Annotated in this window: 18 protein-coding genes and 1 pseudogene; 14 read left to right on the top strand and 5 right to left on the bottom strand. The window is 62.9% G+C overall.

Annotation, left to right across the window (positions count from 1 at the left end; translation table 11 throughout):
• Positions 1-404: 404 nt before the first annotated feature.
• Positions 405-2,681, top strand: coding sequence for a molybdopterin oxidoreductase family protein (locus ACFOZ5_RS02300; protein ID WP_449288618.1), 2,277 nt, complete (start codon positions 405-407; stop codon positions 2,679-2,681).
• Positions 2,681-3,685 carry an alpha/beta fold hydrolase gene (locus ACFOZ5_RS02295; protein WP_379885118.1) on the top strand — a complete coding sequence of 335 codons (1,005 nt, stop codon included), beginning with the start codon at positions 2,681-2,683 and terminating at the stop codon, positions 3,683-3,685. Before ACFOZ5_RS02300 ends, ACFOZ5_RS02295 begins: the two co-directional genes overlap by 1 nt.
• A 49-nt stretch (positions 3,686-3,734) precedes the next feature.
• Here the strand turns inward: ACFOZ5_RS02295 and ACFOZ5_RS02290 are convergent, their stop codons facing one another.
• Positions 3,735-4,316 (bottom strand): exopolysaccharide biosynthesis protein, encoded by a 582-nt coding sequence (locus tag ACFOZ5_RS02290; protein ID WP_379885117.1) that lies wholly within the window; start codon positions 4,314-4,316, stop codon positions 3,735-3,737.
• Positions 4,317-4,688: 372 nt separating this feature from the next.
• Here ACFOZ5_RS02290 and ACFOZ5_RS02285 point away from each other — a divergent pair, with 372 nt between their 5' ends.
• Together ACFOZ5_RS02285 and ACFOZ5_RS02280 are read left to right on the top strand one after the other, a co-directional pair.
• Entirely contained in the window at positions 4,689-6,137 is a 1,449-nt protein-coding gene (locus ACFOZ5_RS02285; protein WP_379885116.1) for a catalase, read from the top strand.
• Between the two features lie 101 nt (positions 6,138-6,238).
• Positions 6,239-7,594 carry an MBL fold metallo-hydrolase gene (locus ACFOZ5_RS02280; protein ID WP_379885115.1) on the top strand — a complete coding sequence of 452 codons (1,356 nt, stop codon included), beginning with the start codon at positions 6,239-6,241 and terminating at the stop codon, positions 7,592-7,594.
• 11 nt (positions 7,595-7,605) lie between these two features.
• On the opposite strand, the pseudogene ACFOZ5_RS02275 reads toward ACFOZ5_RS02280, so the two are convergent.
• Positions 7,606-8,955 (bottom strand): annotated as a pseudogene (locus tag ACFOZ5_RS02275) (dicarboxylate/amino acid:cation symporter).
• A gap of 214 nt (positions 8,956-9,169) precedes the next feature.
• A complete protein-coding gene (locus ACFOZ5_RS02270; protein ID WP_379885113.1) occupies positions 9,170-10,282 on the bottom strand; it encodes an NADH:flavin oxidoreductase in 1,113 nt (370 codons plus the stop codon).
• Between the two features lie 335 nt (positions 10,283-10,617).
• Here ACFOZ5_RS02270 and ACFOZ5_RS02265 point away from each other — a divergent pair, with 335 nt between their 5' ends.
• The 6 genes from ACFOZ5_RS02265 to ACFOZ5_RS02240 all read left to right on the top strand — a co-directional run bounded on the left by ACFOZ5_RS02265 (position 10,618) and on the right by ACFOZ5_RS02240 (position 17,017).
• Positions 10,618-11,916: an imelysin family protein gene (locus ACFOZ5_RS02265; protein ID WP_379885112.1), complete on the top strand. Its 1,299-nt coding sequence runs from the start codon at positions 10,618-10,620 to the stop codon at positions 11,914-11,916.
• Positions 11,917-12,010: 94 nt separating this feature from the next.
• A complete protein-coding gene (locus ACFOZ5_RS02260; protein WP_379885111.1) occupies positions 12,011-13,447 on the top strand; it encodes a di-heme oxidoreductase family protein in 1,437 nt (478 codons plus the stop codon).
• Positions 13,448-13,457: 10 nt separating this feature from the next.
• The gene (locus ACFOZ5_RS02255; RefSeq protein WP_379885110.1) at positions 13,458-14,489 is read left to right on the top strand and encodes an imelysin family protein; all 1,032 of its coding nucleotides are present in this window, start codon (positions 13,458-13,460) and stop codon (positions 14,487-14,489) included.
• A gap of 3 nt (positions 14,490-14,492) precedes the next feature.
• Positions 14,493-15,587, top strand: a complete 1,095-nt coding sequence (locus tag ACFOZ5_RS02250) for a DUF1513 domain-containing protein (protein ID WP_379885109.1) — start codon at positions 14,493-14,495, stop codon at positions 15,585-15,587.
• A 78-nt stretch (positions 15,588-15,665) separates the two neighbouring features.
• Entirely contained in the window at positions 15,666-16,142 is a 477-nt protein-coding gene (locus tag ACFOZ5_RS02245) for a winged helix-turn-helix transcriptional regulator (protein WP_379885108.1), read from the top strand.
• 176 nt (positions 16,143-16,318) lie between these two features.
• Entirely contained in the window at positions 16,319-17,017 is a 699-nt protein-coding gene (locus tag ACFOZ5_RS02240) for an OmpW/AlkL family protein (protein WP_379885107.1), read from the top strand.
• 173 nt (positions 17,018-17,190) lie between these two features.
• Here the strand turns inward: ACFOZ5_RS02240 and ACFOZ5_RS02235 are convergent, their stop codons facing one another.
• Together ACFOZ5_RS02235 and ACFOZ5_RS02230 are read right to left on the bottom strand one after the other, a co-directional pair.
• Positions 17,191-18,501 (bottom strand): DEAD/DEAH box helicase, encoded by a 1,311-nt coding sequence (locus ACFOZ5_RS02235; RefSeq protein ID WP_379885106.1) that lies wholly within the window; start codon positions 18,499-18,501, stop codon positions 17,191-17,193.
• Positions 18,502-18,785: 284 nt separating this feature from the next.
• Positions 18,786-20,117, bottom strand: coding sequence for a hypothetical protein (locus ACFOZ5_RS02230; RefSeq protein ID WP_379885105.1), 1,332 nt, complete (start codon positions 20,115-20,117; stop codon positions 18,786-18,788).
• Positions 20,118-20,277: 160 nt separating this feature from the next.
• On the opposite strand from ACFOZ5_RS02230, the gene ACFOZ5_RS02225 reads away from it, so the two are divergent.
• The 4 genes from ACFOZ5_RS02225 (at position 20,278) to ACFOZ5_RS02210 (ending at position 26,323) form a co-directional block, all read left to right on the top strand.
• Positions 20,278-22,038, top strand: a complete 1,761-nt coding sequence (locus ACFOZ5_RS02225) for a sensor histidine kinase (RefSeq protein WP_379885104.1) — start codon at positions 20,278-20,280, stop codon at positions 22,036-22,038.
• Positions 22,013-23,359: a sigma-54-dependent transcriptional regulator gene (locus ACFOZ5_RS02220; protein ID WP_379885103.1), complete on the top strand. Its 1,347-nt coding sequence runs from the start codon at positions 22,013-22,015 to the stop codon at positions 23,357-23,359. Before ACFOZ5_RS02225 ends, ACFOZ5_RS02220 begins: the two co-directional genes overlap by 26 nt.
• A gap of 216 nt (positions 23,360-23,575) precedes the next feature.
• Complete coding sequence (locus tag ACFOZ5_RS02215) at positions 23,576-24,937, top strand: ABC transporter substrate-binding protein (RefSeq protein ID WP_379885102.1); 1,362 nt, start codon at positions 23,576-23,578, stop codon at positions 24,935-24,937.
• A gap of 63 nt (positions 24,938-25,000) precedes the next feature.
• A complete protein-coding gene (locus tag ACFOZ5_RS02210) occupies positions 25,001-26,323 on the top strand; it encodes an ABC transporter substrate-binding protein (RefSeq protein ID WP_379885101.1) in 1,323 nt (440 codons plus the stop codon).
• Positions 26,324-26,325 lie beyond the last annotated feature (2 nt).

The following is a 26,325-nucleotide window of genomic DNA, read 5'->3' as shown; positions in this document are numbered from 1 at the left end:
AGGACTCCCTGGACTGCGGTGTGATCGTGCACGCCACCGGCTACCAGGGCGAACCGCTGGACGACGTGCCCTTCAACGCGGACCGGGGCGTGGTGCTGCATGAGGACGGCCGCCTGAGCCCGGCAACCGAGGGGCGCGGCGCGGAATACGCTGCTGGCTGGATAAAACGCGGTGCCAGTGGCGTTATCGGCAGCAACAAGTCCTGCGCCACCGCCTCGGTGGCACAATTGGTGGCCGACCTGTCCCAGAGCCCCCGCCACATCCCCGAGGATATCGCTGCGCTGCTTGAGACGCGCGGTGTTGACTGGGTCAGCTTCGCCGACTGGCGCCTGCTGGACGAGCACGAACAGCAGCAGGGACGAGAGAGCGGCCGCCCGCGCCGCAAGGTTACCGACGTCAGTGCCATGCTGCAGATCATCCGCGAAGCCCGACAGCAGAAGGCCCTTGAGGCCGAGCGGGAGGCCAGCCAGCCAATCCAGACCCACCACCGCAGCTGCACTCTGTGTGAGGCCATGTGCGGGGTAACCATCCGCCATCGCGGCGATACCATTGTGTCCATTGAAGGGGACCCCGACGATCCTCACAGCCGGGGCCACATCTGCCCCAAGGGCTACGCGCTGCAGGATCTTCACAACGACCCGGATCGGCTGAAAACGCCCCTGGAGAAAGTGGACGGTCAGTGGGTGTCCATCGACTGGGATAGCGCCCTGGACAAGGCCGCTGCCAGGTTGGCAGAGATCCAGACTGCCCATGGTGACGACGCCGTGGCCGGCTACTGGGGCAACCCCTCCTCCCACAACCTTGGCGTGATACTGAGCGCCGGCAGCCTGCGCAAGGCCCTCGGGTCGCGCAATATGTTCACTGCCGCCTCCCTCGACCAGATGCCCCATCAGCTCACCTCTTACCTGATGTTCGGTAACGGCCAGATGTTCACCATTCCCGACATCGACCGTACCGACTTCATGCTGATGCTCGGCGCCAATCCGGCGGTGTCCAATGGCAGCCTGATGACCGCCGGTGACATTCTCGGTCGGCTGGAAGGCATTCGCGATCGGGGTGGCAAGGTGCTGCTGGTGGATCCCCGACGCAACGAGACCGCCCGCTATGTGGACGAGCACCACTTTATCCGCCCGGGGACCGATGCCCTGTTCCTGATCGGCCTGATCCGCCACATCATCGACCGGGACCTTTGCGACCCGGCTCACCTCAGCCAGTACATTGATGACTGGGATGGGTTGCTGGCGCTGTTCCGCCAGTTCCCGATGACCGATGTCAGCGAACACTGCGGCATACCCCAGGCCGAGATTGAGCGTATCGCGGAAGCCTTTGCCGCTGCCGACCGCGCCGTCTGCTATGGCCGCATGGGCGTGGCCACCCAGAGCTACGGCACCCTCAATCACTGGCTGATCAACGTGCTGAACATCATCACCGGAAATATGGACCGGCCCGGCGGTGCCATGTTCACCAACCCGGCCTTCCACAAGGCGCTGGATCGACGCTCAGGCAGCTTTGGCACCTATCACAGCCGGGTCCGCGGGCTGCCGGAGTTCAGCAGCTCGCTGCCGTCCGCCGCCATGGCCGAAGAGATGACCCCCCCCGGCGACGGCCAGATAAAGGCCCTGGTCTGCGTGGCGGGCAACCCGGCCCTGTCCACACCCAATGGTGGCCTGATGGAACAGGGCCTGGCAGGGCTCGAGTACATGGTCGCGGTGGACTTCTACCTCAACGAGACCTCGCGCCATGCGGACCTTATCCTGCCCCCTACCGGTCCGCTTGAGCACGAGCAATACGACATCGTGTTCAACCTGCTGGCGGTGCGCAATCTGGCCCGTTACTCCGGCCCGCTGTTCGAGCACAGCCCGGACAGTCGCTCCGACTGGGAGATTCTGCAGGGCCTGACCGCGCGGCTGGCCCACTACAAGAGCGGTGAGCCCGGCCCCTTCCGCATGCCAGACCTCCCGTCCCCGGAGCAGATCCTGGACAAGGGCCTGCGCACTGGCCCTTACAGTGAGCGATTTACCGACTACAATTCCGGAGAGCCGGTGGAATACGACGAGGGGCTGAGCCTCGACGTGCTGCGTCGCTATCCCCACGGTCTGGACCTGGGGCCGTTGCAGCCACAGTTCCCCGGGTACCTGTTTACACCGGACCAGAAGATCCAGGCCCGGCCGGCAGTGGTGGTGGACGATCTACAACGCCTGCTGGCCGAGTTTGGCGGCAGCGAGGGCGACAGCGGCAACCTCCGGCTGATCGGTCGCCGGGACCTGCGCACCAACAACTCGTGGATGCACAACAGTCAGCGACTGGCCAAAGGCCGCGACCGCTGCGCACTGTTCATGCATCCGGACGATGCCAGCAACCGTGGTGTAACAGACGGTGCCGGGGTGCGGGTAACCACCCGGGCAGGGGCAGTATTCACTTCCGTCCGACTGACCACAGACATCATGCGTGGCGTGGTCAGCCTCCCCCATGGCTGGGGTCATGATCGCGACGGGGTTGCCCTGCGTGTTGCCAGTGCCCATGCCGGCGTGAACGCCAACGACGTGACCGATAACCTGGCTATCGACCAGTTATCCGGCAATGCCGCCTTCAATGGCATTCCGGTCCAGGTGTCACCCGTGGACAATAGTCCCGCTGCAGCACCGACCAATCAACAGGAGCCATCGCTGGCGGAGAGATAATGAACACAAGCCCGGACATCCGCGATATCAAGCTGGAACAGATCACACTGGATGGCGTGAGTACGCGTGTGGCGACCTTGGGGACAGGCCCCACGGTGCTGCTGATCCACGGCTGGCCGGAATGCTGGTATTGCTGGCGATCGCAGATGGTGGCCCTGGCCAACGCCGGCTATAAGGCGGTGGCTCCGGACATGCCGGGCTTTGGCGAAACGGACCCGCTACCCGACATGAAGGACTACAACGCCGTGCGTATCGGCCGCTTCATGCTGGCGCTGGCCAATCACTTCGGCGGCACACCGGCAACCTTCATTGCCCATGACTGGGGTGCCATCAACAGCTGGAACTTTGCCCTGCAATACCCGGACGCGGTGCGGCGGCTGGTCATTCTCAGTGTGCCCCTGCGCCCGAGTACTGGTGTCGCCCCTACCGAGGCCTTCAAACGCCATTTCGGTGATCGTTTCTTCTACCAGCTCTATTTCCAGGAGCCCGGCAAGGCCGAGGCCGATTTTGACAAGGACCCACGGGCCATTCTCGAGCGGCTCTACTGCTCACCGGACACGCCACGGGCAATGCCCGAACTCGGCAAGACCCTGGAAGGGGGTGGTGGCTGGCTGGAGCGCCTGGGCAAGCCGCTGGAACAACCCGGCTGGCTGACCGACGAGGACCTGAACTACATGGAGGAAACCTTTCGCCGCAGCGGGTTTGCCGGCGGGCTTCATTACTATCGCAACATCGACCGCAACTGGGAGCTGATGGCCCCCTATGCGGACCAGAAGATTCGCTGCCCCACCCTGTTCATTGCTGGCACCCGCGACAATGTTCTCGCCAGAGCGGGCCGGGACGAGCTCGATCAGATGATGACCCCGCGTGTTCCCGATCTCAGGATGGAACTGCTTGACGGCTACGGCCACTGGATTCAGCAGGAAGCACCGGAAGCCGTCAGCAAGGCGATCGTCCATTTCCTCGCAGACACCGCCCCCCGGGAAGACAACGCTGCCTTCTAGTGCTCCGTCTGGTTAATGCGCTGATGCGCCTGGTGCCCCAAACGGGACACTAGAGCACATTGACCAGTATCATCGTGGCGACAGAGCCGGTGAAAAGCATCCCCAGCAGGGCCAGAAGCCCGTCCAGCGAGATCATGGCAAGACCGAACACCGCCAGGGCAAAGCCTGCGGCGGTGGCAGAGAACGGGATGATTTCCATCAGCGGCATCGCGCAGGCGATCGCTACGCATATGCCCCCCAACAGGTAGCTGCCCGGACCACGCACCACCAGAACCAGCCGCGGGTGGAGGCGGGCGTCGATAAAGGTGGCGGCAGGCTCAAGAAAGCGGATACCTTTCAGCAGTTTGTCACTGGGCAGATGACGTTCCATGATCCAGGCCGGCAGCCAGAAGCCTTCCTGCAGAACCAGGATCTGTACGGCAATAAACAGGATCAGCAGCCCGCTGAGGGTCGGAACGCCCGGGATGCCACTGATAGGAGACAACAGCAGGATGCCAATCGTCATCAGTACAGGCCCGAATGACCGGCTGCCAACGGTGTCGATGACATCGCCAAAGGTTACCTGTCGATCGCGGACAGCCGATTGACTGATACGGTCCAGCACCTGTTGCAGGTTCGCGGGATCACTCATCCGTTGGGCACTTCAGAAATCAGAACATTCATTAAAGATTACGATACCGACAACGTCCGGACAATGGACAGTGAATCATTGGTCATCTGCTAGTGCCCCGTCTGGTCTGACCTTTACACAACGTTTGCCGCCAGCCGGGCTTTTCACCATGTTACCGGAAATAAACATCAGCGAAGACAATCAATGCCAATAAAAACCGGTTCATCCGTTGGCGCTGGCCAGGTCGCCCTCCATCACCTATAGATAATCGTGCTGCAAACACAACGAACGATGTTCAGGGAATACCTTTGGCTTCCGGCACGGACGTCGCAGTGAGGTATCAGGCAGTCCTGTCAGCATCACTCCGCATACCAATGATGAGGAGACGGAACGATGGCAAATGACAAGCCAACCACCACAGATGCCGGCATCCCCGTAGCCAGTGACGAACACTCGCTTTCAGTAGGCCCCAACGGCCCGCTGCTACTCCACGACCACTACCTGATCGAGCAGATGGCCCAGTTCAACCGCGAGCGCATCCCGGAACGGCAGCCCCACGCCAAGGGGGGCGGCGCCTTCGGCTATTTCGAAACCACCGAGGACATGAGCCCCTACACCAGGGCGGCCCTGTTCCAGAAGGGCACCAAAACCGATGTGCTGATCCGCTTTTCCACCGTGGCGGGGGAAAGGGGCAGCCCCGACACCTGGCGCGACCCCCGGGGCTTTTCCATCAAGTTCTACACCAGCGAGGGCAACTACGACATGGTGGGCAACAATACGCCCATCTTCTTCGTACGTGACCCCATGAAATTCCAGCATTTCATCCGCTCCCAGAAACGCCGTGCCGATAACGGCATGCGGGACCATGACATGCAGTGGGATTTCTGGACGCTGTCGCCCGAGTCCGCCCACCAGGTTACCTGGCTGATGGGTGACCGGGGTATTCCCAAGACCTGGCGCCATATGAACGGCTATTCCAGCCATACCTACATGTGGGTCAACAGGAACGGTGAGAAATTCTGGGTGAAGTATCACTTCAAGACGGACCAGGGTATCGACTACCTGACCCAGGAGGCGTCCAACAGGGTTGCCGGCGAGGATGCCGACTACCACCGCCGAGACCTGTTCGAGTCCATCCGCGACGGCCACCACCCCAGCTGGACCCTGTACATGCAGATCATGCCATTCAGGGAGGCGGAAACCTACCGCATCAATCCTTTCGACCTGACCAAGGTATGGCCCCACAGCGATTACCCGATGGTCAAGGTGGGCAAGCTCACCCTGAACAAGAACCCGGTCGACTTCCATACCCAGATCGAGCAGGCGGCCTTCGAGCCCAACAACCTGGTTCCGGGCATTGGTATCAGCCCGGACAAGATGCTGATCGCCCGTGTATTTTCCTATGCAGACGCGCACCGGGCACGGCTCGGGGCGAACTACAGGCAGATCCCGGTCAATGAACCCGTCGCACCGGTTCACAGTTACAGCAAAGATGGCGCCATGCGCATCAGGAATGTGACCGACCCGGTCTATGCCCCCAACTCCAAGGGCGGTCCCAGCGCCGACGGCGAGCGCTACCCCACGGACTCCACCTGGGAAACCAGCGGCGACATGGTGCGGGCGGCCTACACCCTGCGGGAAGACGACGACGATTACAGCCAGGCCAATGTCCTGATCAACAGGGTGATGGACCAGGCCGCCCGGGACCGGCTGGTGAACAATGTGGTCGGGCACGTGAAAGGTGGCGTGAAGGAGCCGGTCCTTTCCCGGGTGTTCGAGTACTGGAAGAACATTGACCAGACCATCGGCGAGCGCATCGAGAAAGGCGTGAAGGAAGGCTGACACCGCAGCCATTGAAAAAATGGTAATACGCCTCGGCCACCCGCTCCTGCTGAAGTGTGCTAACCCTGATAGCAGGCTTATCGACTTCAGCAGGAGGTTACATGTTTATCCACAAGATCAAATCAGAAGGCCTGTCCCACCTTTCGTACCTGGTGGGCAACAACGGCCAGGCGTTTGTAGTCGATCCCCGCCGTGACTGCGAGGTCTATATAGAAGAAGCCGCCAAAGCCGGCTGCCGCATAACGCATGTTTTCGAGACGCACCGCAACGAAGACCTCATCTCCGGCGCGCCCATACTGGCGCAGCTGACCGGGGCCCGGGTTCTCCACGGCCCGAACGCGGCCGGCGATGTCACCTATGCGGACACCACCCGGGATGGGGAGACCTTTGAATTCGGCAACCTCAGAGTGCAGGTACTGGAAACGCCGGGCCACACCGACGACAGTCTCTCCTTCGCTCTGTTCGATACCGATTTCGGCGAGGATGCCGTGGGTGTGTTCACTGGCGACGCACTGTTCATCGGCGATGTGGGCCGGACCGATTTCTACCCGGACCGGGCCGAGGAAGTGGCTGGCCTGCTCTACGACAGCCTTCAGAAGATTATGGCTCTGGGCGACCAGGCATTGCTCTACCCCGCCCACGGCGCCGGCTCTGTGTGTGGCGACAACATGGCGGACCGGGAGTTTTCGTCGCTGGGGTATGAGCGCAGGGGCAACAGGATGGTGGGGATCAACTCACGGGAGCAGTTTATCCGTGAGAAAGTTACCGAGCACCATTACCAGCCGCCCTACTTCCGGCTGATGGAGAAACTGAACCTGACGGGCGCCGATCCCGCACCCCGGGTCGCCACTCCGCCCCCGCTCTCCCCCGGGGAATTCCGCCGTCTCCCGGACAGGACCGCGATCGTGGATGTCCGTAACGTCAGCGCCTTTCTCGGCGCCCATCTACCCGGCAGCCTGGCCATTCCAGCCCCTATGGTTCCCGCATTCGCCGGCTGGTATATCGAGCCGGGGCAACCGGTGGTACTGGTGGCCGCCGATCCCGCCCAGGCCCGGCTCGCATCGGAACACCTGATCCGCATTGGGCTGGATAACCTGCAGGGTTTTCTGACCACTGACATGCCCGAGTGGTCCGCCAAAGGGCTTCCCTTTCACTCGCTCCCCGTCATGCACGTGGACGATATCCGGGAGCGCTTCCGGAAACCTCCGGAAGGTTGGCAGTTGCTGGATGTGCGGAGCATAACCGAATATCAGGGCGAGGCCATTGAGGGTTCGGTTCACGCCTATGTGGGTGAGCTTCCCCAAAAGCTCGACCAACTGGACCGGAATCGGCACTACACGGTGATGTGCGCCAGCGGCGCCCGGGCAACCATTGCGGCATCGATACTGGAGCGAGCCGGATTCAGCCGGGTGGACGTCTTCCTGGGATCGTTCGGCGCCTGGAAGTCCACCGACTGAACGGCTTTGCCTCAGCTATTCGTTGCGGTGGCCTGGTCGTTCACCGGATCGGGCCCCGCCCAGGCCTCCATCAGGCGACAGGCCACCAGGTCGCCGGTGACGTTGATGGACGTGCGGCACATGTCCAGGATGCGGTCCACGCCCATGATCAGTGCGATACCGCTGGCGGGGATGCCCACGGTGTCGAGCACCATCGCCAGGATCACGATGCCCACCCCCGGCGTCGCCGGAGAACCAATGGAGGCGCCCACGGCCATCGCCACCACCAGCGCCATGCTGGCAAGGCTCAGGTCAATGCCATATACCTGGGCCAGGAACACCGTGGCCACCGCCTGGTACAGCGCCGTGCCGTTCATGTTGATGGTCGCACCCAGGGGAATGACAAACTGGGAGATGGAGGATCGCACATGGAGCCTGGTTTCCGCGGTGCGGATCGACAACGGCATCACCGCCGCTGAACTGGAGGTGGAAAAGGCCAGCAGCAGGACATCCCGGGCGTCCCGGATAAAATCCCAGGGGCGGACTCCGCCGAAGGTGCGCAGTAACAGCAGGTAAACCACAAGCATCAGCAACAGGCCGATAATCACGGTAAGGACGTAGGAGGCCATCCCCAGCAGGGCGCCAAAGCCGATGGTAGTGGTCAGTTTGGCCATCAGGCCGAACACCGCATAGGGGGCCAGGTGCATGGCCCAGCGCACCACCGTCATGCAGATCTGCTGCAGGGAATCCAGCAGGTCGAGCATCGGCCGGGCCTAGGCCGGCGCCATGGTCACCAGGGCGATGCCGATAATCACCGAGAAGATCACCACCTGCAGCATCTGGCCCTGCACCATGGCACCGAGGGGATTGCCCGGAAGCAGTCCGATCAGGGTTTGCGGCCAGTCTCCGACAGCGGGCAATGATGCGCCACCCGGAGCCGTGCCGGCTTCTGCCACCAGCATCCCCTCCATTAACCGGCCCGGGTTGATGACACCCCCGATCCACAGCCCGATGGCGGCGGCCAGAGCCGTGGTCACCACAAAGAACAGCGTCACCCGCACACCCAGCTTACGCAGTTGCTCCAGATTCTCGCTGGCTGCCAGCCCCCTCACCACCGAGGCCACCACCAGCGGGATAACGATCATCTGGATGGAGGCAATAAACAACTGGCCCGGGAACGCCAGCCAGCTGCCGATGGTCGCCCCGGTTTGCGGCTCGACCAGCCCGACCGAGGGCCCCAGTATGACCCCGATGACCAGGCCCAGGAACATCCCGATCAGCACCTTGAGCCATAGACGTTCCCGTACCAGGCCGTTGAGATAGCTGCTCAGGTAGCGAAGCGGGCGGAGGGGGATGTACGAGTTGGGGCTCTGGTCAGGCATTACGAGTTCCATCCCTGGCTGACGTCGTGATTAATCGGGTATTGAACAGGGTTTCAGTAATACAGGAGTCAGCTGGTAACGCACAACTGTATGACCGCCAGCCGGGGCACACTATTGACTGACGTCAGTAAAAGGTCGAAATCACGGGGAGGGGGATATCGAATACCAGGCATGGATCCGCTACCGGCCCGAAAGCCGGTAGCGACAGATCAGATCAGTAAAGCTCGCCCAGGGAGGCCTTGCGGAACGGCTCAACCTCGGCCGCACGGCCTTCCTTCACTTTCACCAGCCATTCGGGGTCCTGCAGCAGGGCACGACCCACGGCAATGAAGTCGAACTCGTCGTTATTCATGCGCTCGACCAGCTCATCGATGCCGGACTGCTCCACCGCTTCCTTCTTGCTGGCGAAGGTGCCACTGATGAAGTCTTCGGTCAGGCCAACACTGCCCACGGACATGGTGGGCACACCGGTCAGCTTCTTCACCCAGCCGGCCAGGTTCAGGCTGGAGCCTTCAAACTCCGGCTCCCAGAAGCGACGGGTGGAGGCGTGGAAAATATCGACACCAGCGTCGACCAGTGGCTTGAGGAAGGCTTCCAGCTCTTCCGGGGTCTGGCACAGCTTCGCGTCGTAAGCCTGCATTTTCCACTGGGAAAAACGCAGCATAATGGGGAAGTCCGGCCCAACGCGTTCGCGGATCGCCTGGATGATCTCGATGGCAAAGCGCTGGCGGTTGGCCATGCTGCCGCCGTACTCGTCGTCCCGCTGGTTGGTGCCTTCCCAGAAGAACTGGTCGATCAGGTAGCCATGGGCGCCGTGCACTTCCACGCCGTCACAGCCGATGGCCTTGGCGTCTGCGGCGGCATCGGCAAAAGCCTTGATGACATCCTGGATGTCCTCTTTAGTCATCACATGGCAGACCACCTTGCCCGGCCTGTTCATGCCGGAGGGGCCATAGCCCGGCACGCTCGGATCCGGCTCCATGCCCTCCTTGCGCACAGCACCCACATGCCACAGCTGCGGGAAGATCTTGCCACCGGCTTCATGAACCGCGTCCACCACTTTCTTCCAGCCCGCCAGGGCCTCCTCGCCGTGGAAGAAGGGCACGTTCTCGTAACCGTTGGCGGCCGGGTGATTCACGGTCGTGCCTTCGGTGATCAGCAGACCGACGCCGCCCTCTGCCCGACGCTTGTAGTAGGCCACCACGTCGTCACTTGGCACATTGCCCGGGGAAAAGTTACGGGTCATGGGGGCCATGGCCACGCGGTTGGCGAGTTTGAGGGACTTCATTTCAAACGGCTCGAAAATGGGGCCTAGATTCATGCTCATCGGGTTCTCCTGCAGAGATTCGTATCAGTGACCGGCGCGCGGGACGGTGGAAGAAGACCACCTCCATCCGTTATGGGGGTAACGTTTTCGCTTGCCTAAATCTGGTTTCGTTACGCAACTCTATTGGATCCAATTTCCGCTTGCAAGCCTTAGAGAGCAATCGCTCGTTTTTGGAAAAGCCTTTGGTGCGAAGGCGGCCAGCGAGGGACAGGCAATTGACCAGTGTCAATTTATCCCTGCTACTGCCCAGGAGACTGTCGCTATTTCCGTCATCGCCCCCTACAATGCGAATTCGAATGCGAATGACTAATATTTCTATAATTCAGGAGAACATGATGATCTCACGTACCCAGTCTTCCCTTGCGTTGCTGGCCGCCGCAGCAACCACGCTGGCCGGCTGTGCCAGCCCGGGATCGGACATGGCCCGGTCCGAACCGGTTAGCAAAGCCGACGTCGTTGAACACTATGCCGATCTCGCCCATGCCAATTATGAAGATGCCCTGCTGGCTGCGGTCAGGCTGGACGATGCGGTTGATCAGTTTATCGAAGCCCCCTCCCCGGTCACCCTGGAGGCGGCAAAGAGCGCGTGGCTGGAAGCCCGTGTTCCTTACCAGCAGACCGAGGTGTTTCGATTTGGCAACGCCATTGTGGATGACTGGGAAGGCCAGCTGAATGCCTGGCCCCTGGATGAGGGCCTGATCGACTACGTGGAGCCAGGCGACTACCAGTACGAGCTGGGTAACGAGGGCGCAACTGCCAACATCATTGCCAGCGAGTCCACCATCAACGTGGGCGGCGAAGCAGTCAATGTCACCGTGCTCGACGCCGAGCTGCTGGCCAGCCTGAACGAAATCGGCGGCTCCGAGGCCAACGTGGCCACCGGCTATCACGCCATCGAATTTCTGCTGTGGGGCCAGGACACCTACGGCTTCGAACTCGGCGCCGGTGAGCGTTCCTACACCGACTATGTGCAGAGCGCTGAATGCACCAACGGCAACTGCGCCCGCCGTGCCGCCTACCTGGACGCGGCCACCGACCTGCTGGTGGACGACCTGGCGTGGATGGAGCAGCAGTGGGCCGAGGGTCTGGAAAACAACTATCGCAGCAAACTGCTCGCGACCGACGCCGATGTGGTAATCCAGAAGATGCTGTTCGGCATGGGCTCCCTGTCACTGGGTGAGCTGGCCGGTGAGCGCATGAAAGTCGCCTTGGAAGCCAACTCCTACGAGGACGAGCACGACTGCTTCAGCGACAATACCCACAACTCCCATTACTACAATGGCAAGGGTATCCAGAACGTCTACACCGGTACCTACGAGCGTGTCGACGGCTCCAAGGTAACTGGCCCCGCCCTGTCTGACCTGGTCCGGCAGCAGGACCCGGAACTGGACAATACCCTTCGCTCGCAGCTGGAAGCGTCCATGGCCGCCCTCGGCACCATGAAACAGGTCGCAGAGCGGGACCGGCAGCCCATGCCGTTTGATGTCATGATCGCTCCGGGCAATGAGAAAGGTGAAGCGATCATCAACAGTGCCATCACCGCACTGGTGGAGCAGACCGAGTCCATTGAGATGGCGGCCATTGAACTGGGTATCGAGTCACTCGAGCCGGACGATGCTGGCCATCGTTTCTGATCACCCATAGACTTGCGGAATTTCCGGGCCATGATGCTTCTGCCCGGGCCTTCGGCCCGTTCGGAAACTCATGGCCTGTGATGTTGAGAGAGCCATGAAAAACCTATTCAGAAAGCCAGACGCCCTCGCCGGTTACCTGTTCATCACCCTGGCAGCCGTGTGCTCTTCCCCCGGCACCGCCGCCACTGAGCACGCCGGCTATCCGTTGCAGGCGTCACCCATGACCGGCGGGGATGGCACGGTGGACCAGGCGGATACCAACGCCTACTCCCTGCCCCAGGGCAACCTGTCCATGACCAAACGTCTGGATTTCAGCGTTGGCAACAGCTTCTTCCGCAACCCCTGGGTGGAGGCACCGGCCAGTACCGATGCCCGGGATGGCCTTGGCCCACTGTTCAACACCAACTCCTGCCAGGGCTGCCACATCAAGGATGGCCGGGGGAACCCGCCGTCGGTGGACAGCCCATCCGTTTCCCTGTTCCTGCGCCTGTCGGTGCCCGCTGACCCGGACACCGATGCGCAGGTACTGAAGACCCAGGGTTTCAAACCGGCGCCGGTCTATGGCGGCCAGCTGCAGACCGCTGCCGTCAGTGGCATGAAACCGGAAGCCAACCTGCACATTGAATGGCGGACCCTGACCGAAACCCTGCCGGATGGCACCCGTATCAAACTGCGGGAGCCTGTTTACCGGATCGGCAGCCCCAACTACGGGCCATTGCCGGACGACCTGCTGGTATCGCCCAGGGTCGCCCCTCCCATGATTGGCATGGGGCTTCTGGAAGCCATTCCCATCGAGAGCCTGCAAGGCCTCGCCGACCCTGAGGACAAGGATGGCGATGGCATTTCCGGCCACCTGAACCAGGTCTGGAGCATTGACGGCCAGAAGACGGTGCCAGGTCGTTTCGGCTGGAAAGCCGCCGAGCCGGATGTGCACCAACAGGCCATGGGCGCCTTCGCCGGCGATATGGGCCTGACCTCGTCGCAGCGGCCAAAGACCGACTGTACCCCGCAACAGGGCTGCGACGGTTTCCCCAATGGGGGTGAGCCGGAAGTGAGTGACAAGATCGCCCGGTTTATTACCTTCTATTCCAGATCCCTGGCCATTCCGGCACGTCGTGACATGGACAACCCGGCGGTGCAGGCCGGTGCACGCCTGTTCAACGAGGCCGGTTGTGCCGCTTGCCACACGCCCCGCCACACCACGGGAGAGGTGGCCGACCGGCCCGACCTGAGCAATCAGACGATCTGGCCCTATACCGACCTGCTACTGCACGACATGGGAGATCGTCTGGCCGATGGCCGCCCGGTGTTTGAAGCCGATGGCCGTGAGTGGCGCACACCGCCGCTGTGGGGCATCGGCCTGACCCAGACCGTGAATCCCCAGGCCGGCTTCCTGCACGATGGCCGGGCCCGCACACTGGAAGAGGCCATTCTCTGGCATGGCGGCGAAGCCCGGCCTGCCACCGACGCCTACCGGGCCATGGACGCCGCCGACCGGGCCTCCATTATCCGGTTCCTGGAATCCCTGTAGAGGCACCCCGATGCGACTGACACCCCTGCTACCGATCCTCGCTGTTGTAACGTCCGTGCTGGCAGTACCGCCGGCCCTCGCCGAAGGGGACGGACCGCTGCCCCTGTGGCACGCCGGTATCGAACAGGGCTACCAGCAACTGGCCGAAGCCACGGCGGACCTGGAAACCTCCGCCCGCCGCTACTGCCAGACACCCTCGGACAGTGCCCGGTCACGACTGGATGATCAATGGCGTACCGCCTTCGATGCCTGGCAGGCGGTGCGGTTCGTGGACTTCGGCCCTGTCGAGCAGAACACCCTGGGCTGGCAGTTCCAGTTCTGGCCAGACCCCAAGAACCTTGTTGCCCGTAAGGCAGGCTATTATCTGGGGATGGAAGAGCCAGTCAGTGCGGCCGATGTCGATGAGGCCGGTGTCGCGGTGCAGGGTTTTCCCATGGTCGAGTACCTGCTGTTTGATTCACGGATCAAGGAGGGCGACCGGGGCCTGCCGTCAGACCAGGCGTGCAGCCTGCTGACAGCCGTCAGTGCCCACCTGGCGGAGAATGCTGAGGGGCTTTCGTCCGCCTGGACGACGCTGGAGCGCCCCTACCGGACTAACGAACAATACCGGGGGGCTACCGTGGAATCCGGCATGGCAGCCCTGAGCCTGCTGGAAGAGCGTCGCCTGGGGGGCCCAATGGGGCTTCGCGGCGGCGGCAAGCGGTCGGTCTATGGCGCCGATGCCTGGCGTTCCGGCCATTCCCTGGCCGCTATCCGGGCCAGTCTGCAAGGGCTGTATGATTTCTACCTGCCGGGCCTGGAGAGCGCCCTCAGGCAGGCCGGCAATCCGACGTTGGCCAGTCGCATCCGCTCCCAGTTTGAAGAGACCCTGGCCCGGTTCGACAACCTGCCCGACGCCATGGCGCCGCTGCTGTCAGACGAGCGTTTTGGTGAACTCCAGGGCCTCTACGCTGACCTGAGCCAACTGGCCACGCTGGTCAACGACCAGGCAGGCACGGCACTGGACGTGGTGCGGGGTTTCAATTCCAGCGACGGTGACTGAACCATGCTCTCCCGACGGAACCTCCTCAAAAGTGGCAGTGTCGCCCTGCTCAGCAGCCTGCTGCCGTTAGGCGGCTGGGCCGGCGAGGACGATAGCCGCCTTGCGAGGGCCGTTAGCGCCGCCCGGCTGGCCAGCGGCGAGAACGGGGCCAGCGGAATCGACGACCAGGGCAACCGGCTCTGGCAACTGCCCCTGCCGGAGCGCTGCCATGGCGGCTGTTTCACCCCGGCCCGTGAACAGGTGCTGGTGTTCGAACGGCGTCCCGGCTGGCGGTTCCATGTGATCGACAGTGTCAGTGGTGCGCTGCAACGAAGCGTGGACGCCGAACCGGGTGAACACTTCTACGGGCATGGCGTATTCAGCCCGGACGGCCGCTACCTGTATGCCACCGTCAACCGCTATGACGAGGCCGCCGGCCTGATCGCCGTATACGACCGTGGGCAGGATTATCAGCGGGTTGCCACCTACCCCCTCAACGGCTCCGGCCCCCACGAGCTGCGCCTGCATCCCGACGGCGACACCCTGGTGATTGCCCTGGGGGGCATCGAGACCCACCCGGACTACGACCGCATCAAACTCAACCTGGACACCATGGCCCCGGCGCTGGTGCTGATGAACCGCCACGACGGCCGCATCAGGGCCCGGTTCCGCCCCTCCCATCACCAGCTGAGCCTGCGTCACCTGGACGTGACACCGGCCGGCGAGATCTACGCCGGCTACCAGTTCCAGGGGCCGGCCCATCAGATCCCGCCGCTGGTCGCCCGCTACCGGAAGGGCGAATTTTCCGAAATCCGTTTCGGGGAGGACCTGCTGACGCAGCTTGATCACTACATTGCCAGCGTTGCCGCCCATCCGGAAGACGGCACTGTCGCCGTCACGGCGCCCCGGGGCGGTCTGGTGGTGATCTTCGATGGCGTCAGCGGCACAGTCCGGCAGACCCCGGCTATCACCGACTGTGCCGGGGCCTTTCCCCTGGCGGGCGGTGGTTTCCTGATCTCCTCAGGCCAGGGCGGCCTTTACCGGGTGAAGCCGGACCAGCCGGACGCCGACGCGGTGGCCAGCACGGACCTGTGGTGGGATAACCACTTCATCGTCTGAACCTCAGATAGCCCACCGGTGACACCCTGATGACAATCCGCGTTTCCTAAAGCGGCCCGCGTTGGGTACACTTTGACCATGGCAAGAAAACGTTTTGATGACTCAAGCTGTTCCGTTGCGCGGGCCCTCAACGAAGTGGGGGACTGGTGGTCGCTGCTGATTGTGCTGCAGGCCATGTACGGCACCCGTCGCTTCGTCGACTTCCAGCAGGAACTGGGCATCGCCCGCAACATTCTTGGTGATCGCCTGAACCGCCTGGTGGACAACGACGTGCTGCGCAAGGTGGACGTGGGTGAACATGGCCCCCGTTTCGAATATCGTCTTACCGACAAGGGCCGTGACCTGTTCCCGGTGGTCATTGCCCTGCGCCAGTGGGGCGATCGTTACAACCCCTGTCCGGGCGATCCTCCCCTCGACCTGCGCGACCGTCGCACCGGCAAGCCCATCCGCCAGCTGGAAGTTCAGGACGCAGAGGGCAACCCCCTCTCGGTGCGTGATGTGATCGTGCCTGACGATCCGGACGAGCAGGAACCGGACACTGCCCATCGGGCCTGAACACCGCTGGCCCGGCGGCAGTCTCCGATCGGTCAGATTCTTACCTTTTGAGCTGAATCAATCTTTCCCCGGCAACCCGGATTTCGCCGAAGCACCCTTGTCTTAGATCAATTCCCTGTTGCGCCGCCGGTGTAGCCTTGTCCCGTCAACAACTTATGGCGAGAGGGTTTTGAACTATGTCCTTCAAATTCAAACTGGGAGTGCTGGCAATTGGCGTGATGGCGGCTACCTCTGCGCAGGCTTACCAGGCAGGCGATATTATCGTCCGGGCGGGCGCGGTGACCGTGGATCCTCAGGATTCCAGCAGTAACCTTGATCTTAACGGCACTTCGGTTCCGGGCGCCAGGGTATCCGTGGATTCCAACACTCAGTTGGGGCTGGCTGGCACGTACATGTTTACCGACCATTTCGGTGTCGGGCTCCTGGCAGCCACGCCTTTTCAGCACAACATAGAAGGTGACGGCAGTGTGCTGGGCGGCGCCGGAAAACTGGCCGAAACGAAGCATCTTCCGCCAACACTGACACTGCAGTATTACCCGCTGCACAGCAGTTCGATGGTTCAACCCTATGCTGGCGTGGGCGTTAACTACACGAACTTTTTCGAGGAAAAGACCACCGATACCCTGACCACCACTCTGGGTGCGGCATCCACCTCTATCGAACTGGATGACAGTGTGGGCGTCGCTGCCGAACTGGGCGTCGACATCCGGCTGGATGAGCGCTTTGGTTTGAATGCGGCTGTCTGGTGGGCTGATATCGACACCGAAGCGACCATCAAAGCCTATGACGGCAGCGCCAACCTGGCAGGCACCGGAAAGCTGGATGTCGAGATCGACCCTCTGGTCTACATGGTTGGCTTCACCTACAACTTCTGAGCACTTCAAAAACCGTAGCCGGCACCCATCGCACTGGGCGTTCCGGCTGCGTCCTCCCTTGCGGGGACCGGATTCCGGTACCCCGCTTTTTTTTGCCGATAGCAATAAAAAAAGCCGCCACCGGGCGTTCCGGTAGCGGCTTCTTCTATCGCTGCTGTTTCGGTCAGTTTACATCAGGCTGACTGGCGCTGACCTGAACGACCCTGGCCACGACCACGGCCACGACCGCCTGCTCCGGGGCCGGCCTGGCGACCATCAGGGCGGCCACCGCCATTGCGGGGGTTACCGCCACCGCTGTTACGGCCTCGGGCACGGCTCGGGTCGGCCTTGGCCTTCGGTTTCAGGGGCAGGTTGTTGGTCGGCTCGAAACCTTCCATCTCTTTTCGGGGCAGCTGCTTTTTGATCAGCTTCTCGATATCCGCCAGCATCTTGCCTTCGTCAGCGCTGACCAGCGACATGGCGTGACCACTCTCGCCAGCCCGGCCGGTGCGGCCGATACGGTGAACGTAGTCTTCCGCCACCTGGGGTAGCTCGAAGTTCACCACCTGGGGCAACTGCTTGATGTCCAGCCCCCGGGCGGCGATATCGGTGGCCACCAGCACGCGGATGTCGCCCTGCTTGAACTCTGCCAGGGCCCGGGTACGGGCGCCCTGTGACTTGTTGCCGTGAATGGCGGCGGCAGTGATACCATCGCTTTCCAGTTTCTTGGTCAGGCGATTGGCCCCGTGCTTGGTGCGGGTAAACACCAGCACCTGGTCCCAGTCATTGTCACGCACCAGCTTGCTGAGCAGGGCCGTCTTCTGGCTCTGGTCCACCGGGTAGACGGTCTGCTCCACGCGCTCCGCAGTCTTGTTGCGGGCGGCCACTTCCACCAGCACCGGGTTGTCCAGCAGGCCCTGGGTCAGCTTGCGGATCTCGTTGGAGAAGGTGGCGGAGAACAGCAGGTTCTGCCGCTTCTCCGGCAGCAGCGCCAGGATCTTGCGGATGTCGCGGATAAAGCCCATGTCGAGCATACGGTCCGCTTCGTCCAGCACCAGAATTTCAATCTCGTTGAATTTCACGGCGCCCTGCTGATACAGATCCAGCAGGCGGCCCGGTGTGGCCACCAGCACGTCCAGACCCTTGCGCAGCTTCATCATCTGCGGGTTGATCTTGACGCCACCAAATACCACGGCAGCCTTGGTGGGTACGTATTTGCTGTAAAGATTCACGCTGTCGTGAACCTGGGCCGCCAGTTCACGGGTCGGCGTCAGGATCAGGGCGCGGGGGCCCTTGCCCTCGCGGGGGTTCTCACCCAGGCGCTGCAGCAGCGGCAGGGTGAAGCCGGCGGTCTTGCCGGTGCCTGTCTGGGCGGCAGCCATGACGTCCCTGCCGGACAACACGGCCGGAATGGCCTGTGCCTGAATCGGGGACGGGGTGTCATAGCCCTGGTCGTTTGTTGCACGAACCAGTGCCTCGGAAAGGCCGAGTGAAGAAAAACTCATATTGGATAAACTCTTGATTGTGCTGCCTCCACGAAAGCCGGGGGTACCGGTAGTCAACGCGGGCAGATACCATGACGGTGCATGGAAATAAGACGACTACAGTCGCTCACCGGTATCGGGAGGACGTCCTCTGGCGGGTCGTATGAAGTAGTTGCAAGACGGCTTCTGGGCCGGTAACTGCAGATCCTTAGAGGCAGGATGCGGGCACATTAGCAGGTTACCCGCCCGATGGCCATCGCAATTCCACGTACCTGCCTGGTGGCCCGCCCGGATATATAACAGGCTTAACCCGCCAGCCAGGCAGTCAGCCCTGACGCCAGAGCGCCGGTCAATACCAGCAGCACCATGGACAGGCGGAAGTTCCAGTACAGGCCGATATGTCGCGCCGGGTAGCCGGTCAGGCGTTCCATCAGCAGTGAATTGGCGGCATAGGGTGACCCCGCCGCGGTAATGCCCCAGCCACTCACCATGGCAATACCCAGCCCCAGCACCGCATCAGCCGGCCATAGCGGGCCCAGCACACCCCCCACCAGGGTGCCGATGATAATGGGATTGAAGCCGGCGGTCCCCCCCACATAGAACACCCAGGGCACCAGCAGTGCCATTACCGGAAACGCCCAGCCCGGGAAACGGACATCGTCCCCCAGCAGGTTCAGGGCCACCAGGCTGATCAGCGCCCCGATAAACGCCGAGCCACCGACAATGATCAGCTCGTTGCTGACCGGCGCCATGCTGGGCAGGTCCAGCCGACGGGTGCGCAGGCCGCGAACGGTAAAACCGATAACCACCGCCGCAAAACAGCTGAGGGTCACCGACTTCGAATAACTCAGGCCCGCCAGGCCGCTGAGGGTAAATACCCCGGCGCAGATCAGCGCAATAATGCCGGCAAACCGCAACCACGGCGACAGCCCTGCGCGGGTGTCATCACCCGCCGGCAGCGCCTGTACTTCCGGCTCCCGCTGCCAGGCGCCACCCAACAGGATGAGGACGCCCATGGGCAGGCTGAGGGCGATCAGCTCCCAGCTTTGCAGCCCGGGCAGGAAGGTCACCGTCATGACCACGGAGATGGACAGCGGCGAGCAGATCGGCGACACCGCGAACCCCCGCAATACAGCCCTTACGGCGTTGCGGGTCATGGCGGAATCCCCTTTGTCGCGGATACGGTGCCCGATCAGTGAACCCACCACGCCGACGGAACCGAAGTTCAGGGGCACCGACAGCAGGCCGGTACCAAAGGCCAGGCTGTAATAGCGGGCCAGGGGCCGGCCACTGAACAGGCTGCCGGAGATTCGCACCAGGTCACCGGCATTGCCCAGTACCGACGACAGCAGCATTACGGTCAGGATCAGCGCGGACAGTCGCGTCATGTTCTCACTGGCCGCCAGCAACGCCGAGGGTTGCAGCACTGCCGCCGCAGTGGCGCCCAGTATCACGAAAGCGAACAGCATCCGCGCCACCAGCCGCAGGTCACGCCACGCCAGCAATACCGCCAGCACCACGCAAACCGCGCCAGTCACCGTGGCACCGGGCACAAAAGACAACACCCCGCACAACAGGGCGGTATAGGCCAGCAACGAGCGCAGGCGAACGGGAAACGAAGGGTCAGTCTGGGGCATCAACAATCACATTTCAGGAAGAGTGAGCTATCATCAACTCGCCCGATTCACTATACACCATTCCACTGAATCGTTATAAAACTTATAGTTAGCTGACAATATCAACAAACGGTCCACGCAGACGCCTCACGGGCCTGGCCAACTACCACAGGCAGCCACCATGAAACCCCGCTTCAGCCTGGTCGGACGTTATTCCCTGCTCTCGCTGACCCTGATAGTCGGCGCTGTCGCCGTGCTCAGCAGCCTGTATGCCACGGTGGCCGACTCCGTCACCGAGCGCCTGGCCGGCGAGCGGCTGGAAGCCCAGGTGGCCGGTACCGCCAACCGGCTGACCAACTTTATCGAGAACCGCATCTACCAGCTGGAAACCCTGTCCACCCACCCTTCCATGCCCCTCTATCTCAACTATACCGATGCCGTACCGGAAGGCATCCGGGAACTGGTGCGGGTGGAAGCGGACTCCCCGGACCTGTACGGCATCCTTTTTTTCAACGACCAGAATGAACTCACCGAGGTGGTACCCGGCCAGGCGGCCTCCGGCAAACCCTACTGGGACCGGGGGGGCTGGAATACCAGGGGCCTGCCCCTGGTGATGATGGCCAACAGCGAGATTATCGGCCCCCGGGTAGGCAGCGGAGCCGAGCCGGGCTGGCTGCTGATTCGTCAACCTCTGCGGGACACCGGGGAGGGTCACGTAGCCGGTTCCATTGCCTTGCACGTACGGCTGGCCTCGCTGACGGAACTGATGCGCACCGAGAACCTGGCCGGGGTGCTACGGCCTTATCTGCGAACCCCTTCCGGTGATTTGCTGGAGCCTACCGGCAATCGGCTGGAGACCGTGCCACCGGATCTGCGTACCGGGCCGGAAGTACTACCCGGCTGGCGCATCGACTACCAGGTAGCCGCCGGCGATATCCTAAGCCCCCTGCGTAGCGCCCAGCTGGGGCTCTACGCCCTGGCCGGGGTCATGACCCTGGGCACCGTGGCACTGTTCTGGGCGCTGGCCCGCAGCCTGCGGCGCCGCGTCACACGCCTGGTGCAGGGGGCTGAAGCGTTGGCCAGCGGTGACCTGAATTTCCGGCTGCAGGCACCGAAAAACGACAAGGACGAGATCGACGTGCTGGCCCACGCTTTCAACGCCATGGCCGATCGCCTGCAGGAACTGGTTGGCCGCACCGTACAGGCGGAAAAAATGGCGGTACTGGGGGAGTTCGCCACCGGCGTGGCCCATGAGGTGCGCAACCCCCTGGCCACCATCAAACTCACGGTGCAGGCCCTGGAGAAAGGCGAGCCCGATGACCAGCGCCGCGAGCTGCTGGTGTCGGTGGAATCGGAAATCGATCGCCTTAACCGGGTGGTGGGCGACCTGCTCGACTATGGCCGCCCCGTGCCCGGTGAGCCACAAAGGGTGGAGATCCGGCGGGTGTTCCGCCATGCCACGGTGCTGACGGCAGGGCTGGCGGATCAGCGCCAGGTGACCCTTTCCGCCACGGGCGATTCCCGCCTGGCGGTGTATGCCAGCCCGGACCAGACCATACAGTGCCTGGTCAATCTGCTGGCCAATGCCATCGAGGCCTGCGCACCGGGCGGTGTGGTGCACCTGCGGGCCTTCCGCAACGGCGACCGCATCCATGTGGATATTTCCGACAATGGCTGCGGCATGGATGCCGATACCCTGCAACAGGTTACGGATCCGTTCTTCACCACCCGCCAGGAGGGCACCGGCCTGGGCCTGAGCATTACCCGGCAGCTGATCGAGCTCAACGGCGGCGACCTTCATCTCCACAGCGTCGCCGGCGAGGGCTCAACAGTATCGGTCACCCTGCCGGCGGCAAACAGTGGTAACCTTGACGACAAACCGGAAACACAAGAAAAAAAGTCGGAACATCACCACCATGCGTTCACAGATCCTGATCGTTGATGACGAAAAGAGTTTTGTCCGCTCCATGGGCTTTGCCCTCAGCGAGGCCGGGTTCCGCACCCTCAACGCCCATACCGGCGAGGAGGCCCTGGCCCTGCTGGCCGAGGAAACCCCGGGCCTGATGCTGCTCGACCTGCGCCTGCCCGGCATGAGCGGCATGGATGTGTTGGCGGAAACCGCTCGCCTTTACCCGGAGCTGCCAGTGGTGATGATCTCCGCCCACGGCGACACCCGGGCGGCGGTGCAGGCGGTGAAGGCCGGCGCCACGGATTACCTCACCAAACCCTTTGCCCTGGACGAGCTGCTTCATCTGATCCAGTCGGTCACCGAACGCCGCCAGATGCAGGACGAGCTCAGCTACCACCGCAGCCGCAGCGCCAACGCCTCCGGCCTGGTCGGGTCCAGCGCCGCCATGAAAAGCCTGTGGGAAACCGTGCAGCGGGTGGCCGCCAGCAGTACCGGCCGTATTCTGCTGATGGGTGAGTCCGGTACCGGTAAGGCAGTGGTGGCCAGGGCCATCCACCAGCAAAGCCCCCGTACCGGCAACGCCTTCGTGGAGATCAACTGTGCAGCACTGCCGGAGCAGTTGATCGAGGCCGAGCTGTTCGGTGCCGAAAAGGGTGCCTACACCGGCGCTCACCAGAAGCGTGCCGGGCTGGTGAGCCTGGCCCATGGCGGCACCCTGTTCCTGGACGAGATTGGCGAGCTGCCGCTGTCACTGCAGGCCAAGTTTCTGCATTTCCTGGAAAACGGTGACTACCGGCCCGTGGGCGGCACCGCCAGCCATACCGCCGATGTGCGGGTGGTGGCGGCCACCAACCGCTCGCTGGAGAATGAGGTCCGGGCGGGCCGGTTCCGCGAGGACCTGTTCTTCCGCCTCAACGTCATCGAACTGGTCATTCCGCCCCTGCGGGAACGGGGGGAGGACCTGCGTGAGCTGCTGGATGTGTTTATCGAATCCCAGGCGCGGGAGGAAGGCTGCCGCCCCATCAGCATTCCGCCGGAAACCCTCGACCGGCTGCTGGCCTACAACTGGCCGGGCAATGTGCGGGAGCTACGCAACCTGGTGGAACGGCTGACCATCCTCCACCCAGGGCAGCGCATCCGCCCCGGACAGCTGCCCAATGAGTTCCAGCCCGCCGCCTTCGGCAGCCAGCCGGCCAGGCAGCCGTCCCTGGAGGAGCAGCTACAGGAAACGGAACGCCAGATGATCCGGCAGGCCCTGGAGCAATGCGAGGGCCACAAGGGCCATGCCGCCGAACAGCTGGGTATGTCCCGCCATGCGTTCAAGCGACGCCTGCAGCGCCTCGGCCTGACCTGAGCCGGGTGAGCGATTTTCGCTCGCACGCCACCCTCTTTCGAGCGGATTCCGCTCACGCCCCCGCTCTCTTCGTTCGTCCCGGTTACCACTTACACTGGCAACGGTGCGGTTCAGGGCATGCCAGCCTGATTGGCCCCTGACTTGCTACACAACCTTTAAACGATACAACAATAAACAACCACTGGATCCCGGCCCCGGCCGGATCAGGAGGCAGACGTGCGGGAACCCCGGAACCGTCACCGCCGGTCAAGAGGCAGACCCTTACTGAGGCGAATCACGTCCGGCCACTGGCTACGCCGCCTGGCCATCGTGCTGCTCTATGTCTGCGCCGTACCCCTGCTGCAAGCCCTGCCCGACGCACCGACGGTGGGCCGCGTCGAACTGGGCGCCTCCGCACAACAGGCAGACGCCACCGTGGCCTGCATGTACCCCATGACCGGGCGCTCTGCCAGCTATGGCCGCGACAGCATCGTCGGTATCCGGCTGGCTCTGGAGGAGCTGGCCAAAGACCCGGACGCACCAAGGCTGCGGGTTATCGTGGACGACTCCCGCTCCAAGGCCTCATTCGCCGTGCGCATGGCCGAAGACTTCATCAGCCAGGATAACGCCAACATCCTCTGCGGCATGGTCAGCTCCGGTGTCGGTATGGCCGTCAGCCGGGTGGCCCGGCAGAAACAGGTCATCATGGTGGGCACCGACCACGCCTCGTCCCGGGCCACCCTGGAGGAGGGGCACGACTACTACTTCCGTGTATCCAGCGATACCTGGACCTCCCACGCCGCCGGCGCCCGCTACCTGAAAGACCTCCAGGACACCACCGGCTGGCACAAGCTGGCCTTCCTGGGGCCCGACTATGAATATGGCCGGGTCGCCTGGCGCGACCTCAGGCAGGCACTGGCTCAGCATGGCGTCCAGTACGAGCAGACCGGCACCTACTGGCCCCGGCTGTATGAACCGGACTATTCCCTCTACATCCAGTCGCTGCTGGCAAGCCCGCCGGATGTGCTGGTGGTGGCCCTGTGGGGTGGCGACTTCACCGCCTTCCTGGAGCAGGCCCGTACCACGCAGCTGTTCGACATCATGCGGGTGGCCAATTTCGATACCGGGGGCGATTACGAAACCCTGGTGGCCCTGGGAGACAACCCGCCCCCGGGACTGATCCTGTCGGCCCGTCACCATGTGAACTGGCCGGATACCGAGCGTAACCGCTCATTCGTGAACCGCTTCCATGCCATGTCCGGACGTTACCCCAGCTACTCCGCCCAGGGCGCCTACGCCGGTGTGCTGGCCATCGCCAGTGCCATTCGCAAGGCCGGTGATGTGACCGATACCCGGGCCATGATCACGGCACTGGAGGGCCTGGAAATCCAGCTTCCCAAGGACCCCTACGGCTTTACCTCCTACATCGACCCGGACACTCACCAGATTATCCAGGCCCAGGCCATAGGCACGCCAGAGGCCAATGACCGGTTCCCTCCCGCCAGCGTCATGCTGGGTAACTGGCGGGTCTACGACGCCGAATCCCTAAAACCATCCGTCGCCCTGATCCGGGAGCGACGGGGTAACCCCGGTGGCTGATAGCCACCCTTTTCGTTCAATGCAGCATCCGGAATCAGTACAACAACAACCGAGGAGCACGCAATGACAACCCAACAAACCCTCTCACCGATAAAAGCGTCACTGAAAAAAACCCTGCTGTCGGTCGCTCTCACGTCCGTCGGCGTGATGGGGCTGGCCTCCACCGCCAGCGCCCAGGATGAAAGTTTCAAGGTAGGCTTTGTCACCTTCCTGTCCGGCGGTGCCTCCGGGCCCTTCGGCGTTCCCGCCGCCCAGGGCGCGGAAATCGTGATCAATGCCATCAACGAGGGCACTCTGCCTGCCCCCTACAACAGCAAGGGTGTCAACGGCCTGATGCTGGAATCCGTGGTGGTGGACGAGGCCGGCGGCCCCACCAAGCAGGTGGAGGAATACCGTAACCTGGTCCAGCGGCAGAATGTGGATGCTGTGGTGGGCTACATTTCCTCCGGTGACTGCCTGGCCATCGGCCCGGTAGCGGAAGAGATGGAGATGTTCACCATCGCCTTCGACTGTGGCACCTCGCGCCTGTTTGCCGAGATCGAAGACCCGCAATACATGTTCCGCACCGGCCTGGACGCGGTGGCCGACAACGTGGGCGCCGCCCGCTACCTGGCGGAAACCCGTCCGGACGCCCGGCGCATTGCCGGCATCCAGCAGAACTACGCCTGGGGCCAGGATTCCTGGCAGGACTTTACCCTGTCCATGGAACAGCTGATGCCGGAGGCGGAGATTATCACCAACCAGACCCCGCAGATCTTCCAGGGCAGCTACGGCACCGAGATCTCGGCGCTGCAGACCCGTCGCCCGGAGATCATCCACTCCTCCATGTGGGGCGGTGATATGGAGTCCTTCGTGGCCCAGGCCAATGCCCGCGGTTTGCTGGCCCAGGCTACGGCCCTGCTGACCACTGGCGAATCCGGCCTGCACCGGTTCGAGGGCCAGGCGCCCAATGGCACCATCCTGGGCGGTCGCGGGCCCTTCGGCGCCTTCATGCCGGATAACGAGCTGAGCGAGTGGTTCCGGGAGGCCTATGAGGCGAAGCACGGCACCCCGCCGAGCTACCCGGCTTCCAAGGCGGCCCAGGCTATCCTCGCCCTGAAGTATGCCGCTGACAATTCCGGAGCCGAGGGCGTGCCAAGCGCCGAGCAACTGGCGGCAACCCTCAAGGGTGCGGAGTTCCCGTCTGTCTCCGGTACCGTGAAAATGGGCCTGGCCGATGGTCACCAGGCCGTGCAGCCCATGTACTACGGCGAATACCACTACGAAGACGGCGAGGCGGGACTGCGCAACGTTCGCTCCTACCCGGGTGAGTGCGTCTCAGCCCCCGACGGCTACAACGCCCAGCAATGGATCGAGGAAGGCTTCCCCGGCGCCAAGTGCGACTGATC

Origin of the sequence: Marinobacter lacisalsi (assembly GCF_042651045.1) — a bacterium.
GTDB classification, from domain to species: domain Bacteria; phylum Pseudomonadota; class Gammaproteobacteria; order Pseudomonadales; family Oleiphilaceae; genus Marinobacter; species Marinobacter lacisalsi.
Note: the sequence above shows the minus strand (reverse complement) of the source record. Positions and strands in the feature narration are given on the sequence as shown.

Bases quoted from the DNA above. Each gene is read 5' to 3' on its own strand.
- ACFOZ5_RS02300 (WP_449288618.1), top strand. From the start codon at position 405: ATGCTGCAGATCATCCGCGAAGCCCGACAGCAGAAGGCCCTTGAGGCC.
- ACFOZ5_RS02295 (WP_379885118.1), top strand. From the start codon at position 2,681: ATGAACACAAGCCCGGACATCCGCGATATCAAGCTGGAACAGATCACA.
- ACFOZ5_RS02290 (WP_379885117.1), bottom strand. From the start codon at position 4,316: ATGAGTGATCCCGCGAACCTGCAACAGGTGCTGGACCGTATCAGTCAA.
- ACFOZ5_RS02285 (WP_379885116.1), top strand. From the start codon at position 4,689: ATGGCAAATGACAAGCCAACCACCACAGATGCCGGCATCCCCGTAGCC.
- ACFOZ5_RS02280 (WP_379885115.1), top strand. From the start codon at position 6,239: ATGTTTATCCACAAGATCAAATCAGAAGGCCTGTCCCACCTTTCGTAC.
- ACFOZ5_RS02270 (WP_379885113.1), bottom strand. From the start codon at position 10,282: ATGAGCATGAATCTAGGCCCCATTTTCGAGCCGTTTGAAATGAAGTCC.
- ACFOZ5_RS02265 (WP_379885112.1), top strand. From the start codon at position 10,618: ATGATCTCACGTACCCAGTCTTCCCTTGCGTTGCTGGCCGCCGCAGCA.
- ACFOZ5_RS02260 (WP_379885111.1), top strand. From the start codon at position 12,011: ATGAAAAACCTATTCAGAAAGCCAGACGCCCTCGCCGGTTACCTGTTC.
- ACFOZ5_RS02255 (WP_379885110.1), top strand. From the start codon at position 13,458: ATGCGACTGACACCCCTGCTACCGATCCTCGCTGTTGTAACGTCCGTG.
- ACFOZ5_RS02250 (WP_379885109.1), top strand. From the start codon at position 14,493: ATGCTCTCCCGACGGAACCTCCTCAAAAGTGGCAGTGTCGCCCTGCTC.
- ACFOZ5_RS02245 (WP_379885108.1), top strand. From the start codon at position 15,666: ATGGCAAGAAAACGTTTTGATGACTCAAGCTGTTCCGTTGCGCGGGCC.
- ACFOZ5_RS02240 (WP_379885107.1), top strand. From the start codon at position 16,319: ATGTCCTTCAAATTCAAACTGGGAGTGCTGGCAATTGGCGTGATGGCG.
- ACFOZ5_RS02235 (WP_379885106.1), bottom strand. From the start codon at position 18,501: ATGAGTTTTTCTTCACTCGGCCTTTCCGAGGCACTGGTTCGTGCAACA.
- ACFOZ5_RS02230 (WP_379885105.1), bottom strand. From the start codon at position 20,117: ATGCCCCAGACTGACCCTTCGTTTCCCGTTCGCCTGCGCTCGTTGCTG.
- ACFOZ5_RS02225 (WP_379885104.1), top strand. From the start codon at position 20,278: ATGAAACCCCGCTTCAGCCTGGTCGGACGTTATTCCCTGCTCTCGCTG.
- ACFOZ5_RS02220 (WP_379885103.1), top strand. From the start codon at position 22,013: ATGCGTTCACAGATCCTGATCGTTGATGACGAAAAGAGTTTTGTCCGC.
- ACFOZ5_RS02210 (WP_379885101.1), top strand. From the start codon at position 25,001: ATGACAACCCAACAAACCCTCTCACCGATAAAAGCGTCACTGAAAAAA.